This window comes from Pedobacter sp. MR2016-24 (assembly GCF_026239655.1).
Taxonomy (GTDB): domain Bacteria; phylum Bacteroidota; class Bacteroidia; order Sphingobacteriales; family Sphingobacteriaceae; genus Pedobacter.
In genome coordinates this window covers 292,772-311,378 of the sequence record NZ_JAPIVO010000001.1, presented here as the reverse complement: position 1 = coordinate 311,378, position 18,607 = coordinate 292,772, and the positions used below count along the sequence as shown (strand labels likewise).

Annotated in this window: 17 protein-coding genes; 6 read left to right on the top strand and 11 right to left on the bottom strand. The window is 39.7% G+C overall.

Annotation, left to right across the window (positions count from 1 at the left end; genetic code table 11):
• Positions 1-82 precede the first annotated feature (82 nt).
• Positions 83-2,698 (top strand): cyanophycin synthetase, encoded by a 2,616-nt coding sequence (gene cphA, locus OQX62_RS01420; protein ID WP_265829533.1) that lies wholly within the window; start codon positions 83-85, stop codon positions 2,696-2,698.
• A 72-nt stretch (positions 2,699-2,770) separates the two neighbouring features.
• Here the strand turns inward: cphA and OQX62_RS01415 are convergent, their stop codons facing one another.
• The 5 genes from OQX62_RS01415 to fumC all read right to left on the bottom strand — a co-directional run bounded on the left by OQX62_RS01415 (position 2,771) and on the right by fumC (position 6,454).
• Positions 2,771-3,226 (bottom strand): PA2169 family four-helix-bundle protein, encoded by a 456-nt coding sequence (locus OQX62_RS01415; protein WP_265829531.1) that lies wholly within the window; start codon positions 3,224-3,226, stop codon positions 2,771-2,773.
• A 79-nt stretch (positions 3,227-3,305) separates the two neighbouring features.
• Positions 3,306-3,749, bottom strand: coding sequence for a low molecular weight protein-tyrosine-phosphatase (locus OQX62_RS01410; RefSeq protein WP_265829529.1), 444 nt, complete (start codon positions 3,747-3,749; stop codon positions 3,306-3,308).
• Between the two features lies 1 nt (position 3,750).
• The gene (locus tag OQX62_RS01405; RefSeq protein ID WP_265829527.1) at positions 3,751-4,548 is read right to left on the bottom strand and encodes a S1/P1 nuclease; all 798 of its coding nucleotides are present in this window, start codon (positions 4,546-4,548) and stop codon (positions 3,751-3,753) included.
• Between the two features lie 9 nt (positions 4,549-4,557).
• Positions 4,558-5,055, bottom strand: a complete 498-nt coding sequence (locus tag OQX62_RS01400) for a fumarate hydratase (protein WP_265829525.1) — start codon at positions 5,053-5,055, stop codon at positions 4,558-4,560.
• Between the two features lies 1 nt (position 5,056).
• Positions 5,057-6,454 (bottom strand): class II fumarate hydratase, encoded by a 1,398-nt coding sequence (gene fumC / locus OQX62_RS01395; protein ID WP_265829523.1) that lies wholly within the window; start codon positions 6,452-6,454, stop codon positions 5,057-5,059.
• A 139-nt stretch (positions 6,455-6,593) separates the two neighbouring features.
• On the opposite strand from fumC, the gene OQX62_RS01390 reads away from it, so the two are divergent.
• Entirely contained in the window at positions 6,594-7,802 is a 1,209-nt protein-coding gene (locus tag OQX62_RS01390; RefSeq protein ID WP_265829521.1) for a serine hydrolase domain-containing protein, read from the top strand.
• A gap of 6 nt (positions 7,803-7,808) precedes the next feature.
• Here OQX62_RS01390 and recG read toward each other — a convergent pair whose 3' ends face one another.
• The 6 genes from recG to meaB all read right to left on the bottom strand — a co-directional run bounded on the left by recG (position 7,809) and on the right by meaB (position 14,099).
• Positions 7,809-9,914, bottom strand: a complete 2,106-nt coding sequence (gene recG / locus OQX62_RS01385) for an ATP-dependent DNA helicase RecG (RefSeq protein ID WP_265829520.1) — start codon at positions 9,912-9,914, stop codon at positions 7,809-7,811.
• Positions 9,915-9,918: 4 nt separating this feature from the next.
• Positions 9,919-10,833 (bottom strand): EamA family transporter, encoded by a 915-nt coding sequence (locus OQX62_RS01380; protein ID WP_265829518.1) that lies wholly within the window; start codon positions 10,831-10,833, stop codon positions 9,919-9,921.
• A 1-nt stretch (position 10,834) separates the two neighbouring features.
• Positions 10,835-11,215, bottom strand: coding sequence for a RidA family protein (locus OQX62_RS01375; protein ID WP_265829516.1), 381 nt, complete (start codon positions 11,213-11,215; stop codon positions 10,835-10,837).
• A complete protein-coding gene (locus OQX62_RS25080; RefSeq protein ID WP_323670589.1) occupies positions 11,216-11,347 on the bottom strand; it encodes a DUF6728 family protein in 132 nt (43 codons plus the stop codon).
• Between the two features lie 118 nt (positions 11,348-11,465).
• Positions 11,466-12,806, bottom strand: a complete 1,341-nt coding sequence (locus OQX62_RS01370; protein ID WP_265830146.1) for an OmpA family protein — start codon at positions 12,804-12,806, stop codon at positions 11,466-11,468.
• A gap of 405 nt (positions 12,807-13,211) precedes the next feature.
• Positions 13,212-14,099, bottom strand: a complete 888-nt coding sequence (meaB, locus tag OQX62_RS01365) for a methylmalonyl Co-A mutase-associated GTPase MeaB (protein WP_265829514.1) — start codon at positions 14,097-14,099, stop codon at positions 13,212-13,214.
• Between the two features lie 52 nt (positions 14,100-14,151).
• Between meaB and OQX62_RS01360 the strand changes: the two genes are divergently transcribed.
• The 4 genes from OQX62_RS01360 (at position 14,152) to OQX62_RS01345 (ending at position 18,605) form a co-directional block, all read left to right on the top strand.
• The gene (locus OQX62_RS01360; RefSeq protein WP_265829512.1) at positions 14,152-15,141 is read left to right on the top strand and encodes a glycosyltransferase family 2 protein; all 990 of its coding nucleotides are present in this window, start codon (positions 14,152-14,154) and stop codon (positions 15,139-15,141) included.
• 9 nt (positions 15,142-15,150) lie between these two features.
• A complete protein-coding gene (locus tag OQX62_RS01355) occupies positions 15,151-15,885 on the top strand; it encodes a glycosyltransferase family 2 protein (RefSeq protein WP_265829510.1) in 735 nt (244 codons plus the stop codon).
• A gap of 11 nt (positions 15,886-15,896) precedes the next feature.
• Complete coding sequence (locus OQX62_RS01350; protein WP_265829508.1) at positions 15,897-16,709, top strand: alpha-1,2-fucosyltransferase; 813 nt, start codon at positions 15,897-15,899, stop codon at positions 16,707-16,709.
• Positions 16,710-16,775: 66 nt separating this feature from the next.
• Complete coding sequence (locus tag OQX62_RS01345; protein ID WP_265829507.1) at positions 16,776-18,605, top strand: ABC transporter ATP-binding protein; 1,830 nt, start codon at positions 16,776-16,778, stop codon at positions 18,603-18,605.
• Positions 18,606-18,607: the final 2 nt, after the last annotated feature.

Below are 18,607 nucleotides of genomic sequence, written 5' to 3'. Positions count from 1 at the left end.
ACTATATGAAAGCTGAAAAGCTTCATATTAAAACTAACAAGCTTCGAAAGCTTCATAACAATAAAAAAACAATAAATATTATATGAAAATACTCGGCATCCAAGTGCTAAGAGGACCAAATATCTGGTCGATCAACAGGAAAAAACTGATACAAATGAGATTAGATCTGGAGGACATGGAACAACGTCCAACAAATCTGGTCGATGGATTTGGTGATCGTCTGGAAAAAATGATCCCAAGTTTATTTACGCACAGGTGCTCAAAAGGTGAACCGGGTGGCTTTTTTGCCCGTGTTCAGGAAGGTACCTGGATGGGCCACGTAATAGAGCATATTGCTCTTGAAATACAAACCCTTGCAGGTATGGATACCGGATTTGGCAGAACCCGTCAAACAAAAACCGATGGTATCTATAATGTTGTGTTCAGCTACCTGGAAGAGAAAGCAGGTATGTATGCAGCAGAGGCAAGTGTTAGAATTGCTGAAGCGCTGATCGACAACCATGATTATGATCTGGATTTTGATATTCAGCGCCTGAGAGAATTAAGACAACAAGAGCGCTTAGGTCCAAGTACAGGTTCTATCGTGGATGAGGCCATTGCAAGAAGTATTCCCTGGATCAGGCTGAACAAAAGCTCCCTCATACAATTAGGTTACGGCAAAAATCAGGTGCGCTTCAGAGCCACTATGACCGAAAGAACAAACAGCATCGCTGTTGATATTGCAGGGAATAAAGACGAAACCAAGAGAATGCTTAAGGATTCTGCTATTCCTGTAGCTAAAGGAGTTACAATTTCAGAGATTGAAGATTTGCAGGATGCGATCAAAACTGTTGGTTTCCCATTGGTTTTTAAACCTTTGGATGGCAACCATGGTAAAGGAGCGACGATCAATGTTAAAACTGAGGAGGCAGCCATATTAGCTTTTGAATATGCTAAGCAGTATTCCAGAAGAATTATCATTGAAAGCTTTATTACCGGTTACGATTTCAGAATCCTGGTAATTGACAATAAAATGGTAGCGGCAGCATTACGTGTACCAGCTCATGTGACAGGTAATGGTATTAATTCCGTTCAGGAACTTATTGACAAAGAAAACGAAGACCCAAGGCGAGGTTACGGACATGAAAATGTGCTGACAGAAATCCTTGTGGACCGTGATACCCTTGATCTCCTTGCAAAAAAGGACTATACATTAGAAACTATAGTGCCTAATGGTGAATTGGTTTATTTAAAATCGACCGCTAATCTAAGCACTGGTGGCACTTCTATTGATGTTACCGATCTGGTACATCCACAGAATATATTTATCAGTGAACGTATTTCACGTATCATTGGATTAGATATCTGCGGTATAGATGTGATGGCGCAAAACTTAACACAACCTTTAACAGAAAATGGTGGTGTGGTACTTGAAGTGAATGCAGCCCCTGGTTTCAGGATGCACCTTGCACCAAGTGAAGGCCTGCCGAGAAACGTTGCCGCTCCTGTAATTGATATGTTATATCCTCCGGGTAAATCTGCAAGAATTCCCATTATTGCAGTGACCGGAACCAATGGAAAAACAACGACAACAAGGCTGATTGCCCATATCGTTAAAAGTAACGGAACAAGAGTCGGGTATACTACTTCTGATGGAATTTATGTGCAAAATACCCTGCTGATGAAAGGTGATACTACCGGACCAGTAAGTACAGAATTTATCCTGAGAGACCCTACCGTGGAATTTGCAGTGCTGGAAACCGCAAGGGGAGGTATACTTAGAGCCGGACTTGGATTTAACCGCTGTGATATTGGAGTAATTACCAATATCCAGGAAGACCACCTTGGCATTTCAGATATTCATAGTCTGGCCGATCTGGCAAGAGTTAAGGCCGTAGTGATCGGAGCAGTAAAAAGAGATGGCTGGGCCGTACTGAATGCAGACAATAAATATTGTGTTAAAATTGCCAGCACCGCAGACTGTAAAGTCGCCTATTTCAGTACAAATGAAAGTAATCCTGTTATTGTTGACCATTGTAAAAAAGGCGGCACTGCAGCAATTTATGAAAATGGATATGTGACCATTAAAAAAGGCGACTGGAAAATCAGGGTTGACAAAGTAACCCATATTCCATTAACTTTTGGTGGCAGTGTGGATTTCATGATTCAGAACGTACTTGCAGCCACATTGGCAACTTTCCTCTGGGGATACAAAATTGAAGACATCCGCATGTCGCTCGAAACATTTATCCCGTCTGCAGCACAAACCCCTGGCAGGATGAATATCTTTAAATTTAAAGAGTTTAAAATCCTGGTAGATTTCGCACACAATCCAAACGGTTTCAACGGGATTAAAGACTATCTTAAAACAGTTGAAGCAACAGAACATGTAGGTGTGATCTCTGGTACGGGAGACAGGCGCGATGAAGATATTATCGAAACAGCAAGGATAGCCGGACAAATGTTTGATAAAATCATCATCTGTCAGGAGAAATACCTGCGTGGCAGACAGCAACAGGAACTTATCGACCTGCTGATTTCTGGTATTAAAGAGGTTAAACCAGATATGGAAATCATTATCAACAATAATGGCGCAGACTGCCTGCAGTACCTGATTGCTACAGCGAAATCTGGTTCCTTCATTACGATCCTGAGTAATACGATCGACAATGCTATAGATAAAGTATCAGAATATCTGGATAAGGAATTCGGTATTTAAAAGTACATTAGATAAACAAAAGCGCCGCTGGATATATCCAGCGGCGCTTTTGTTTATCTAAAAATGCCGGTTTTATACCTGCGCATCTCTTAATGCTTTGATCTGATCATGAGAAGCTCTCAGTTCAGCTTTTTGTTCTGTAATTAAAGATCTGGTATCAGCAGACAAACCTTCCTCTTCCAAAGCAGATTTATACGCTCTTTGTGCTGCATCTTCTCCCGCCTCACAGTTATTCAATACTGTTTTACGGTCATGGCCAGTAAAAACAGCTTTAACATCCATCCATGCGCGGTAAATTTTACCAGATGTAGTTGTTCCGGTTTCTAATTCTGTTCCGGTTCCCTGAACAGCAGTAGCCAATGCCAATTTATATTTATGGCTTTCGCCAATCATTTTAACAAATAATGCTTTCAGATCGCTATCTTCTGGCTTTAATTCCTCGATTGCTTTTTCATATCCTGCAACTCTGTCGTTATTAATTTGAATCAGGTCGTTTAACGTTTCCGGGTTTACTGTAGTGTTTTCCATTTTTTATAGATTTGATGTACTCAAACAACAGGCACCTGATAAAAATGTTTTTACATTTTAGCTAAAGGCCAGATATCCTCTATTTGGCCCTGAGTTCTTCAACCAGTTTTTTTGCCCTCTGCTCTATCGTCTGAAATACCGGATCAAATAACTGATCATCAAAATACGGATCGGTAACATCAGTTTCCCCTGTTAAGAAAAGTCTCACCTTCTTACGCTGTTCATCGTTCTTCGCAAGCTTTAATACATCTCTCAGGTTATTTTTGTCCATTACCAGGATATGATCAAAGTCCTCAAACATAGCTGCATTGAAGTGTTTTGCTCTTTGTTTCGAAATATCATATCCATAACTTCTCGCCACTGCAATACTCCTTTTATCCGCAGGCTGTCCTACATGCCAGTTTCCTGTTCCTGCAGAAGCCACTTTCCAGTCCAGCTGTGCATCTGCTGCCAAATGCCTTACAATTCCTTCTGCCAGCGGAGAACGGCAAATATTTCCCAGGCAAACCATCAGAATTTTCATATTAAGCGTAAATCTGGTTAATCATCGCAGCCAGACGAATACCGCCTTTTAATAAAGCTTCATTCAGCGTATCTACGAAATCAAAATTATAACGGTAGCTCAGTTTATCATCTGCTTTTGTTTTATCATATATCTTATTGCAGGTCAGGTATGACTCATATACGCTCTGCTTTAAAGAATCATGACTCCATTGATTCAACTGTTCTTTTGAAGGATGATTAATTGCAGCAGCATATTCTGTATAACTTAATTGCTGATACTCAATTAACCCTTCATCCCACACGCGGTGAAGATTTGATTTCTGCCCAAACCAGGTCACATTTATTTTATTCCCGCCAAGATCTTCTTTCCTGGCCGTATGCATAGGCTGGTTAAGGTCACCCACAAAATGAATCAGTAAGCGGATAGCCATCTTCTTCTGATCTGCTGTGCTCTGTTTATTTTTCAGTGTAGCAATCAGTTCAGGAATTTTGTTATAAACATTCGCCTCTCTGTCTGTATCCAGAAAATGAAAAACTCCATTCTGGTCCAGTCCCCCCGGAATATTCACATAATGCCAGCTGCCCAGGTAGTTATAAGCAGTATCTGATTTAATAAAATCTGGCCAGTTACTGGCCATAGCAATCGTTTCTCCACCCAAAATAGCTTTGACCGCTTTGCGTGCTTTTGCAGTTAAATAGTAATCGGCTACTTGTCCGACAACGCGGTGTCCTGTTTGTCCCCATGCCAGTGCATTTACAGGCAGATAAGCAACCAGTGCTACTGCGATGCAAACCTTTTTTAATATTGATAAATTCATTTGATCTGATTATAGTTGTTGAGGTACACAGGTGATTTTTTGTTTGAGCACCAGGTTAACATCGCGCTGATCACTCAGGCTTTGCAGAGAAAGATGTTGGCTGCCGGATGATTTAATCAGGAAACTTTTCCTGTAAATGCCTATCGTATAACAGCCGGAAACTTTTTGTTTATAATTTGATTTAGTATAGGTGCCCAGTAAAAACAGGCTGTCTTTCCTGACTTCATACACACCCTTTGCATATTCTTTCCAGACACCATTGTTATAACAAGGGTCTTCGTAATAATTGACTTTCGAATGTGTAGTCATGTCCACATAAAAAGAGTCGCACGTAAACTTGAGATGGTGCTGCGTATAGTTCATCAGCGTAGATGAATTGGCAATACTGTCCTGGTTCCATACACCCTGTAAAAATGTTTCACCGTTACCCTGCACGTTTGGGCGTCTCTCACAACCGAGAAACGCCATTAAACTGCATAGAATAATAAGATAATGGTATTTATTCATGCTATTTTAAGCTACCTACCATATCCTCTGGTCTTACCCATTCATCAAACTGCTCGTTTGTCAGTAAGCCTGACTCAACTGCTGCCTCACGAAGTGTTTTATTTTCTTTATGTGCTTTTTTGGCAATTTTAGCCGCGTTCTCATAACCAATGTGCGGATTAAGCGCCGTAACCAGCATCAAAGAGTTCTCCAGGTGTTTTTTGATTTCTGGTAAATTCGGTAGTATCCCCACAGCGCAATTGTCATTGAACGACACACAAGCATCTCCCAGGAGCCTGCCCGACTGCAATACATTTGCCGCAATAACCGGCTTGAATACATTCAGCTCGAAATGACCATTGCTGCCGCCAATACCTACAGTAACATCGTTCCCCATCACCTGTGCACAAACCATAGTTAATGCTTCAGGTTGCGTAGGATTAACTTTACCAGGCATAATAGATGATCCCGGTTCATTATCAGGAATAATAATCTCCCCTATACCAGAACGCGGACCAGAGCTCAGCATTCTTACGTCATTGGCAATTTTCATCAAAGCAACAGCTGTACGTTTGTAAGCTGCAGATAATTCTACCATTGCATCATGTGCCGCAAGTGCTTCAAATTTATTTGGAGCAGTTACAAATGGCAAACCTGTAAGCTCCGCAATTTTCTCTGCTACAAGTACATCATAACCTTTCGGTGTATTCAATCCTGTCCCAACAGCTGTACCACCCAGTGCCAGTTCAGTAATCATTACCAGGGCATTTTTTACCGCCCTGATACTATTAGTAACTTGCTGTGCATAACCGCCAAATTCCTGTCCCAGTGTTAAAGGAGTAGCATCCATAAAATGGGTCCTGCCGGTTTTAACGATGTCAGCAAATTCTACCGATTTAGCCTGTAAAGTCTGTTGTAGTTTTTCCAGACCAGGAATAGTAATCTCTACAGCTTGTTTATATGCAGCAATGTGCATAGCTGTAGGATAGGTATCATTAGATGACTGTGATTTATTTACATCATCATTAGGATGAAGAATTTTCTTTTCATCAGCCAGGTCTCCACCATTTAAAACGTGGGCACGATAGGCTATCACTTCATTTGCATTCATGTTGCTCTGCGTACCAGAGCCTGTTTGCCAGATCACCAATGGAAACTGATCGTCAAGCTGACCTGCAATTACTTCATCACAAGCTTTGGCAATCCATTCTGCTTTATCAGCAGTTAAAACACCTAACTGAGTATTAGCCAATGCAGCAGCTTTCTTCAAATAACCAAAAGCATGAATAATTTCCTTAGGCATCGAAGCCTCCGGACCAATTTTAAAATTGTTGCGTGAACGTTCAGTCTGCGCACCCCAATATTTATCAGCGGGTACCTGCACTTCACCCATGGTATCGTGTTCGGTTCTAAAATTCATTTGTTTATAATTATGCACCAAAAATAAGCTTTTATCTGTATAGAAGAATGTAAAGTATCTGATAATCTTTAAAACTCTTTTGCGTTTAAAGTGGTAATTATTGTTTATTTTTCGGGCTTCAAAAAAGAAATACCTATTCATGACTTATCGTACTATTCTACCCGTGGCTTTTCTGGCCACATTTCTCTTTAATGCCTGTTCCCATACTGAAAAAAAACTGCCGGATCCGAAAGTACGGACAGTAAATGATGATAAAGCCGATAGCCTGCTGTTGGTATACAATCCTGCAAAAGGAGATCGCTGGATTGCAGATTTTGTACAAAATCTGCATAAAAAGTACGGATTTAATGGAAATATGCTGGTTGCAAAAGACGGTAAGATCATCTACGAAAAAGCAATCGGATGGGCCGATTACCTTCACCGTGACAGCCTTAAAATCAATTCAGAGTTTGAACTGGCATCAGTAACCAAAACTTTTACCGGCGTTGCTGTCATGCAGCTGGTTGAACAAGGTAAAATCAAACTGACAGATGATGTCAAAAAATTCTATCCTAACTTCCCATACGACGGAATTAATGTCCGCATGTTATTAACCCACCGCAGCGGAATGATGAACTATGTTTACTTCAGTGACGGTGTATGGAAAGATAAGAAAAAACCGATGAGCAATCTTGATGTCATGAACCTGATTGCCGAATACAAACCTAACCGTTACGCTAAACCAGACACGCGCTTTCATTACAACAATTCCAATTTTATGGTATTGGGGGCAATCATTGAGAAAGTGACAGGTAAAAAATATGCGGATTATATGATGGAAAATGTATTTAAACCTGCGGGTATGAAACATACACATGTATATTCTACTACTGTTTACCCGAAAATCCCGGTGGATGTAGTTGGACACGACCGTACATGGAAATATTCCGTAGTTCAGAACTTTTTGGACGGGCCGGTGGGAGATAAGGGGATATACAGTACGGTACATGATCTTGTCTTATATGATAATGCATTGAAAACAGGCAGACTATTGAAAAAAGCAAGTCTGGACTCTGCCTATACCGGTCATAATAAAGCTATCAACGGCCATTTCAATTATGGTTACGGATGGCGGATTTTTGAGGGTGATAAAGGTAGAAAAGTAGTTTACCATACTGGCTGGTGGCATGGCTTCAGACATATTTATGTCCGTGATATAGATAAAAATATAGTGATCGTCTTCCTGGGCAACCTCACGAACGGAAGTCTGATGCATCTGGATGACCTATATAAACATTTGGGCGTTCCGGTAATCAGAAAAGGTGCTTATACGGGCACCGGATCTATGCCTGGAAGTGATGAAGATTAAAGAAGCCTAAGATATCTTATCTAAAGCTATCCCTCTGCTTTTTTTATCGATGAAGCGTTTTAACAGCGCATGCTGAGGTAAAGAAAGCATAGGGTCTTCCTGAAAAACCTCAATAACCGTATTTCTGGCTTCCTGCAAAATCTGCTGATCTTTAGCAAGATTGGCTAATTTAAGATCCAATACCCCACTCTGCTGGGTACCTGACAAATCGCCTGGTCCGCGCAATTCCAGATCAATTTCTGAAATCTCAAAACCATTATTAGTTTTGACCATCGTATCCAGTCGCATTCTACCATCCTTGCTCAGCTTATTGCCCGACATAAGGATACAGTAAGATTGCTCTGCACCGCGACCAACTCTTCCTCTCAACTGATGGAGTTGTGACAGACCAAAACGCTCGGCATTTTCAATAATCATCACTGACGCATTTGGCACGTTTACACCTACCTCAATTACTGTAGTTGCAACCATAATCTGCGTTTCTCCTTTCACAAATCGCTGCATTTCAAACTGCTTATCTGCATTGGCCATTTGGCCATGCACAATACTTATCTGATAATCCGGCAGGGGAAACTGGTAACGCATCTGTTCTATGCCGGCCTCCAGGTGCAGCAGATCCAGTTTTTCACTTTCTTTAATTAAGGGATAAACAACATATACCTGCCTTCCTTTCGCAATCTCCGTTTTCATAAAACCGAACATACGGAGCCTTTGTCCTTCAAAAAGATGTCTTGTATCTATAGGTTTTCTGCCCGCAGGCAACTCATCAATCATAGACACATCCAAATCACCATATAATGTCATTGCCAGGGTTCTTGGTATAGGCGTAGCTGTCATAACCAGAATATGTGGGGGAATTGCATTTTTACGCCACAGTTTGGCCCTTTGTTCTACACCGAAACGATGCTGTTCGTCAATTACAACCAATCCCAGGTTCTTAAACTTTACTTTATCTTCTATCAGTGCATGCGTGCCTACAAGGATATCAATTTCACCTGCCTCCAGTTGCTCATGCAATATTGTCCGCTGTTTTTTAGTGCTGTTACCCGTCAGGATGGCTACTTTAACCAGGTTATCTCCTAATAAAGAAGAGATAGAATGGTAATGCTGTCGCGCAAGAATCTCCGTGGGGGCCATCATACAAGCCTGGCAGCCATTATCATTCGCCAGCAGCATACTCATTAAAGCAACTACTGTTTTTCCGCTGCCCACATCCCCCTGTACCAGGCGGTTCATCTGTATGCCCCGTTGCGTATCGGTCCTGATTTCCTTAATTACTCGCTTCTGGGCACCTGTAAGTGAAAATGGTAGTATTTCTTTATAGAAAGTATTTACTCTCTCACCTACCGTACTAAACAGGTGGCCTTTAAACTTTAATTCCCTGAATTGTTTATTACTAAGCAGCTGAAGCTGAATAAAAAACAACTCTTCAAATTTTAGTCTTCGCTCGGCATGCTGAAGTGCCACACTGTCCTTCGGAAAATGAATATTGAGGATAGCTTCTCTGCGGTTCACCATTTTATATTTTTCCAGGATATGCGGAGGAATGGTCTCCCGGACTTCTGATAAACACTGTTCAATCACCAGCGCCTGCATTTTCTGTATGCCTTTACTATCCAGAGAAAACTTTTTCAGTTTCTCCGTTGAATTATAGACCGGCTGTAAGGTTAAGTTTCCCGTTACAGTTGCAGGCCTTGGATAAGTCTCCATCTCCGGATGAGAAATACTAAAGGAACCATTAAACACGGTAGGTTTACCAAAAGCAATATACACTTTACCGCGCATCACGTTTTCTTCTACCCACTTCAGACTTTGAAACCAGACCAGTTCGATAGTTCCGGTTTCATCCGTTAATCGCGCTACAATTCTTTTTTTGTGCTTTTCGCCGATAGTCTCTTTGCCCGTGATCCTGCCCAAAATTTGTACGTAAGGTAAATCAGGATGTAATTCGTTGACTTTATAGAAGCGTGTTCTGTCGATATACCTGAATGGATAATACCCCAGTAAGTGCGCATATGTATAAATACCCAGCTCTTTTTGCAATATTTCGGCACGCTTAGGACCTACTCCTTTCAGAAATTCTATGGTTGTGTCTAAATCGGAAGCGAACAAAATTTCAGGTATTAAGTTTCTTTTTTAACGTAAAGATATCCTTTATCGCCTGCCAGTTGAACAAAAAAACAGAAAATAATAACAACAGGTAAGCAGAAAGCTGATATACAGTAATGACCTCATCGAAATATAATACGGCTACTCCAAAAGCAATAATTGGATTGATATAGATCATGATTCCAAGTGTAGACGAAGGAATACCTATGAGGGCATATAAACTTAAGAACAAGGGTATGATCGTAAAAACTACTGCGATGATGACTATGTGGCTCCAGAACCAGGGGCTCTGAGGCAGGCCATTAAACTGATAAATATAGAATGGAAGCATGAGTATAACTGCAAGGGCAATTTGCAGTGCAAGTACATTCAATTTATCAAAACCCTGCATTTTGCGCTGAATAAGCAGGTATCCTGCATAAAATACGCCAATAAAAACGGACCATAATACTTCTACCAAGGAACCCGTTGCCAGGAAGATAATACTGATCAGGGCAATAACCATTGAAATCAGCTTGATCCTGGAAAGCTCTTCTTTGAGTATTACAAAGCCTCCAAATGCGGTGAGCAGCGGACAAACCATGTAAGCAAATGCCGCAGAGGTGAGGCTCACATGATTAATGGCATAAATAAAACTAAACCAGTTCAACATCAGGAATACCGTTGCCACTAAAATCTGAATGGCAACAGTTCTGCGTGCTGCAGCTGATATTGAACTGATTCTTTGAATATCTTCTTTTAATTCCTTTCTTCTGAATAAAAGGATAGCTATCCAAATAAATATAAGAGAAGTAAATATGCGGTAATACAGGATATCCTGCGCTGAAAAAGCTTTGATGTTACGTAAAGGAATAGAAAAAAATCCCCATATAACAAATGAGCCTAAGCCTGCCAGCAAATACCGCATTGTAGATTTTGCCAATTTAACCTTTATAAGCAATCACCGATATCTCTACATTTACTCCTTTAGGAAGTCCTTTTACTGCCACAGTTTCTCTTGCAGGAAAGTCAGCCTCAAAGTAAGCCCCATAAACTTCATTTACTTCGGCAAATAATGACATGTCCGTCAGGAAAATGGTAGTCTTCAGGATATGTGAAAATTCGTATCCTGCTTCCAGCAATACTGCATTCAGGTTACGCATTACTTGCTCTGTCTCTGCTTTTATAGAATCCTGAGTAAGTTCTCCTGTTGCAGGATTAATTGGAATCTGTCCTGAAACATATAAAAATCCATTAGCTGATACGGCCTGACTATATGGGCCGATTGGAGCAGGAGCGTCTGTAGTATTGATGATTGTCTTCATTTAAATTACGTGAATAAGTTTTAGGATAATTCCAATCAGAAAAATTGATATCGCAAGTGCATTGATGACATGCATGATCTTAATATCAATACTTGTTGGCCTTTTCGGATCTTTTTTTCTGAAAAAATACATAAAGCAAATGTATAAAATAATCCTGCGCGAATGCTAACATTTATGATGATGATCAAAATTCAGGGCACAAAAAAGGCCCCGATAAATCGGGGCCCTTTACTATGTTGTTTAAGAAAGATTAGTTTCTTGAAGTTTCAACACGACGGTTTTGGATACGACCTTCTTCAGTATCGTTAGAAGCGATTGGATTTGCTTCACCTAAACCTTTTGTAGCAACCTGACTAGCGTTAACTCCAGAGTTAACTAAGTAAGTTTTTACAGAATTTGCTCTGTCTTTAGACAATTTCAAGTTATATGCAGCAGTACCTTCGCTTGAAGCGTATCCTTTTACAGATGCTTTACCACCGTTTTCACGTAACACTGAAGATAATTTATCTAAAGTAGGGTATGATTCAGTTTTTAAAACTGAAGAGTTGAATTCAAATTGGATAGTTTCGAAACCAGTAACATTGCTAGAATCAACAGCAGCACCAGTAGAAACTGGAAGTGGACATCCTGAACCATCAACTGCAGTACCAGCAGGAGTTCCTGGGCATTTGTCAAATTGATCAGAAACACCGTCTCCATCGCTATCTTTTTTCAAATCTTCAACAGATTTCTCAACGTTAGAAACACGGTTTTTCAATGCTTCAACTTCCTGACGTAATGAAGGGTCTTTCAACTCATCATACATTAAAGCTAATGGATTAACCCAGTCAAGATTTGGTTTAGATTTAGAACCTAATGAGAATTCTAATCCAGCATAACCGTATGAGAATTTATCTTTAGTAGTTCCTTTAGCGTATACACCATCAAAGTTATCGCTATCAATGAAGTGCATAGTGTAACCTAAGTTAAAAGCAACACGGTCAGAAACTTTGAATTTCACACCAGCACCAACTGGGATATAAGCTTCTTTTACGTAAGTTTTATCACCATCATCACCTGATCTGTCTTTCCAGTCAATTACCTGGTTAGTAGAAGTAGTTAATTTAGGAGCATAAGCAACTAAACCGTAACCTGCAGTAACGAAGAAGTTAACTGAGTTCTCACGACGTAAGAAATCAACTGTTGCAACGTTAACAACACCTCTGATGTCAGCAGCATAACCGATTTCAGTTTCAAATTCTCTGGCACCAAACTGAGAAGCACCTGCTGCATCTTTGTTAGTTCCAGAAACTTTTCCACGGAAAATGTTACCTTCTAATCCAAAAGCGTGACCTAATTGTTTTTTCAATGACACACCGTAACCTAAGTTAACGTCAGCATTTGTGAAGTCGTTAGATCCACCGATCGCAAGGAACGGAGACATAACACCACCATTAACACCGATTGACCAAGTTCTGTACTGGCCTCTTCCGCCAAAAACTTTAGCTGAAGATGAAGTTGCTGTAGAATCCTGTGCAGAAGCAATAGAAGTAACTCCTAAAGCTGCAACAAAAGAAACTGCTAAGCCCTTCTTTAAAGTAGAATAATTCATAATTTTTCTTTTTTTAAGGTTAAACAAATTTAAATTGTATAATTTTTTTGTGTAGCAAAATTAAACAAATTTTTAATTCTCACAACAGGGTATACAAACACCGTTCCAAATTTATAAAAATTCAAAAATGGTATGAATGATCGTTGTCATATTAGGGAATAAAGGATGATTTGTTGATGTTTTGTTAGCAAAAAAATAACATAAAATATTACACATCAACCATTTAAAGACATATGACATATAAATAAATTAGTGCTACATATTTTGTCACATCAATCTCAACTCTGGAGATCAGGAGATACTGACAATTATGAGTACTAAATATTTAACAATCATTAACAATATTCCTGACGCCGGGCTCCAAAAAGTCTGTTTTTTCAGACAGCCTGCCTACAACAACAGATACTAAAACCAATTATCAGTAAATTTATAAATATTGAAACCCGGAATAACTGAAGCATCTGCGATTTCATTTCGCAACCTATCTTTATCTACATCTTTCATTCTTTGCTGTTGTATTATTTTATATGCCTTTTCAGCTAAAAGAAATGGTCTGCGCTTATTTTCTACCAGACCCGGGCCTAATAACCAGTGGCATACTTCAGCTATACCTTCACTTTTGTCTGCCACAGTGCTAAATACAGGAATGGCAGGTTCCTGATGATGCACCAGCTTTTTCAGGTTATTGGCAAAGGTAGCTGCTCCTTCACGGTCGGCCTTATTTACAATAAATGCATCTGCAATTTCCATCAGACCAGATTTGATATTTTGTATTTCGTCGCCCGATTCCGGAACCAGCACCACTGCGGTACGATCGGCCAATCCTGCGATTTCCAGTTCAGACTGTCCAACGCCAACAGTTTCTACAATAATCAAATCGAAACCGGCAGATTTCATCACATCGACCATTTCAATCGTTTTAGCAGAGATTCCTCCCAACGCTCCCCGTGTTGCCACTGACCTTATGAAAACATTGGGATTATTGAACTGCTGAGACATACGGATACGGTCTCCCAACAGAGAACCAAAGTTGAAAGGCGAGGTAGGGTCTACCGCCAGAATGGCAATTTTTTTATTTTCCTGAACAATCCGTGTAGTGATTGCATTTACCAAAGTACTTTTACCTGCACCTGGCGGCCCGGTTATTCCGATGACTGTTGTATTGCCTACTTCCAGCACCCTCAATAAGTCTCCAGCCGGAGCAATACTATTCTCTACCAGGGTAAGTATCCTGGCCAATGCGCTAAAGCTGCCTTGTTTTAATTCCGTATGCAACTGGGAAGATGAATGCATTAATAATAGTTATCTTTGTACAAAAAGAAGCAATATCGTAATTATTAGGTGAATGAGTTTTAGTATTTCTGTAGTTATTCCAAATTATAATGGCAAATCCTTGCTGGCTGATGTGTTACCGAGCGTAATCAATTCTTTATCAACGGTCTCTCTTCCTTCCGAAATTATAGTTGTTGATGATAATTCTACTGATGACTCTATTGCTTTTATAAAGAAAAACTTCTCCGATGTTATCATCCTGGCAAACGAAATTAATCTTGGCTTCTCAGGTACTGTTAATAAAGGGATAAAAGCAGCTACAAAAGACCTTGTATTTATACTGAATAACGACGTAAAATTATTACCGGGATATTTTGAAGCTCAGCTTCCTTTATTTAAACTACTCGATACTTTTGGTGTTAACGGCGCGGTACTGAACTGGAATAGTGACGTATTGCAGGGCGGAGGTAAAATCATCAACAGACATTTATTCAAAATAAAAGCAAATGAGAATTACTTTGTTGATCCGGTTACGGCTGCTGGTCCACTTCCATTACTAACTATGTTTCTTTCCGGTACCAATGCACTGATCGACAGAAAAAAGCTTTTAATGTTAAATGGATATGATGATTTATTCAGCCCATTTTATGTAGAAGATGTGGAATTATCTGTAAGAGCACTCAGAATGGGCTGGAAAATGTATTATGTCCCATCCTCAAAGTGTATGCATCAGATTTCTACAACTATCAATAAGTACAACAAAAAACAAAAAATCAAGTATTTAACGCTCCGAAATAAATTCTATCTGCATTTCATCCACCTGAATGGATCACAATTATTTTTCTGGTATTTTCAGACCGTGCTGGAGATTTTAGCGCGGACACTCAGCTTAAATTTCAGCTATATAAAGGCTTTTTCAACTTTTGTGAATACAGCCAATGATGCGGAAAAATCAAAATCAGCATTCAATATGTTATTGAATAAAAATGGGGCACCTAAAAAAGACCTCTTTTCATTATTGAAAGAATATAAAACGGCCACCCTAAAACGTATACACTCCTAAAAGGCTTACATGCAAATTTCCGCAGTTGTAATTACGAAAAACTCCGCCAGCACTTTGAAACAATGTCTGGACAGTCTGATTAAAGTGGCTGATGAGATTATCATTGTCGACTCTGGCAGCACAGACTTGACACTGACTATCGCTCAGGAGTATAGCTGCACGATTATTCATACTGAATGGCTGGGTTATGGCCCGACGAAAAACCTGGGTCACCGTGCCGCAAGCGGAGCCTATATTTTATCCCTTGATTCAGATGAAGAACTTTCGGGCGACCTGATTATTGAGCTCAACAGCATCAAAAATCAGCTTAATGGAGTATATGGCTTTAAGCGGCTCAACAATTATTGTGGTAAGTGGATCCGGTACGGAGCATGGTATCCCGACAAAAAGACAAGACTATTTCCAAAAGAAACGCTATGGAATGATAGCGCCAGCCATGAGCAACTAATACTAAACAGCAATCAAAAGATAACTTACCTTTCCAGCTCTCTGTTACATTATGCTTACCGCAGTAAAGCAGAATTGAAAGCAAAGACCTATCTGTACGCTCACTTAGGAGCTATAAGTAAAAAAAACGCCAGCAAATTTGCTGCAGTACTGAAAATGATTTTTTCTCCCCTGGTCAGCTTTATAAAATCATACTTTATCAAGCGTGGCTTTTTGGATGGGCGTTTTGGGCTCGACATCAGTTTCTACAATGCTATGGGTACATTCCTGAAATATAAAAACCTCATTAAATCATAAACATCTAAATTATGATCTTTATAACCGGATATGGTCAGATGTGCAACAACATGCTTCAATTTGGACATTTTTATGCCTTCGCCCGAAAAAATAATATTCCTATTGTAGGTATGCGCTTCTGCTATAAGTACCTTGATTTCAAAATCAGTGATGAAAAAGGATATACCATATTTACTTATCTGTTTGCTAAATACGGGACAAAGTTAAAACTCATTCCCAGAGTGGAATTCAACAACCCTGAAGAAAATCAGCAGGAAAAAATTAGCTTGTTAAAAAGTAAGAAGATGATCCTGGCCGACGGCTGGGGTTTTAGAGATTACGAGTTATTCCTTAGCTACAGAGAAGAGATCAAAGCGCTATTTGGCTTTAAGGGAAAAGTTACCAAACCCGTGAATGCTTACCTGACAGCGAATCAATCAGGTAATAAGCGGATTGGCATACATATACGAAGGGGAGATTATGCGAAATGGCATGGCGGGAAATATCTTTTATCCGACCAGGAATATGCAACCTTAATTGCAGACTTCATTGATAAAGAAAAAATCGGCAATGCTGATATTTTCATCGTTACCAATGACAAAAATGTAGACAAAAAATACTTTGAACAAAGCTTACAGCAGCAGGTTCATTTGTTAAATGGCAGTCCGGCAGAAGATCTTTACCTGTTATCCTGCTGTGATTATATTATTGGTCCGCCAAGTACGTTTTCTCTAATGGCCGCTTTTTATCAAGACAGAGATCTCTATTGGATCTTTGATAAAAGCAAGTCCATACATGCAAGCGACTTTAAAAAGTTCGCTCAGTGCTTCAGGAACATCATATAAATACTCCGTCATAAATAAACCTTATATTTGCACCTGTTTCTTTCATACGAACCTTTAAAATATTACATGAAAATATATTTTCGTTTATTATCCTTTGCAAAGCCCATAGAAAAGTTTGCAATCCCTTATATCATTGCCACATTATTAGCTGTGTTTTTTAATACATTTAACTTCACGCTTCTAACACCATTATTAAATACACTTTTTGCAACAAAAGACGCTTCTGCAAGTACAGCCCTGATTAAAACATCGGCTTCAAGTTTTGACCTTCTTGCCAAATTTAATCACTACGTTGATTATTCTATTGTCCACAATGGAAAACTGGAAACATTGCAAATCGTATGTAGCGTGATACTTGCATCAGTCATCCTGGGAAACCTTTTCCGTTACTTATCTCAGCGTTTTATGGAAGATCTAAGGGTGCACACCCTTCTCAATCTTCGTAAAAAAGTATTTAATAATATCATGGATCTTAACATAGGTTATTTCAATAATGAGCGTAAGGGAGACATTATGTCCAAAGTATCATCCGATGTACAGGTTGTACAATATACCGTGACTAACACTTTACAGGTCTTGTTTAAAGAACCCATCCAGCTGATATTCTTTGTTGTTGTTTTGCTCAGTATATCTGTAAAACTTACACTTTTTTCATTGCTTGTCATCCCTGTATCTGGACTAATCATCAGCAAAATTGTTAAGCGTTTGAAAGCTCAGGCAACTGAAGCTCATGAATCTTTTGCAAAAATGATTGGATTCCTGGACGAAGCATTAAGCGGGATCAAAATTATTAAAGCCTTTAATTCGACCCCGGCTATTAAGGATAAATTTCATCAGGAAAATGAGTTTTACTCCAACCTTAACCGGAAAATGGCACGCCGACAGCAATTGGCTTCTCCAGTTTCACAATCCTTAGGTATTCTGGTGGTAGTTTTTATCGTATTATATGGCGGGGGACTGGTTATTTCAGGAAGTAAAGAATTTAGTCCAGCGCAATTTATAATGTACATAGCCATATTTTCTCAGGTAATGCAGCCTGTAAAAGCTATCAGTGACTCTTTTAGTGGTATACATTCCGGGATTGCAGCGGGGGAAAGAGTCCTGGCCTTAATAGATACTAAACCGGATTTTGAAAACAAGTCCGATGCTATTGAAATAGCTGGTTTCAAGGAATCGCTAACACTCGATAATGTCTATTTCAATTATGGCACCAATGAAGTTTTGAAGGGTATTAACATAAAGATAACCAAGGGGCAGACGGTTGCTTTGGTCGGTCCTTCCGGGGGTGGAAAAAGTACACTGATGGATCTCTTACCTAGATTCCATGATCCAAAATCAGGAACTGTAAGAATTGACGGTCTGGATTACAAGGATATCACCGCAGAAAGTCTCAGGTCACAAATGGGTATTGTAAACCAGGAGTCCTTTTTATTTAACGATACCATTTTTAATAATATAGCCTTTGCAAGACCAGATGCTACGCAGGAAGAAGTTACAGCTGCCGCAAAAATTGCAAATGCACATGAATTTGTCGTAAAGCAGGAAAACGGTTACCATACGTTTGTTGGTGACAGAGGCAACAGGTTATCTGGCGGACAAAGACAAAGAATCTGTATTGCCCGTGCCGTACTGGCAAATCCTCCGATCATGCTATTGGATGAAGCAACATCAGCATTAGATACAGAATCTGAAAAACTGGTGCAGGAAGCACTCAACAATTTAATGCAAAACCGTACTTCTATCGTAATTGCACACAGGCTAAGTACCATCCAGCACGCAAACGTTATAGCTGTTATTGATCAGGGGCAGGTTAAAGAAATGGGAAGTCATACAGAGCTTATCGCTCATAACGGTTTGTACAAACGTCTTATAGATATGCAGGCTTTTACTGACTAACT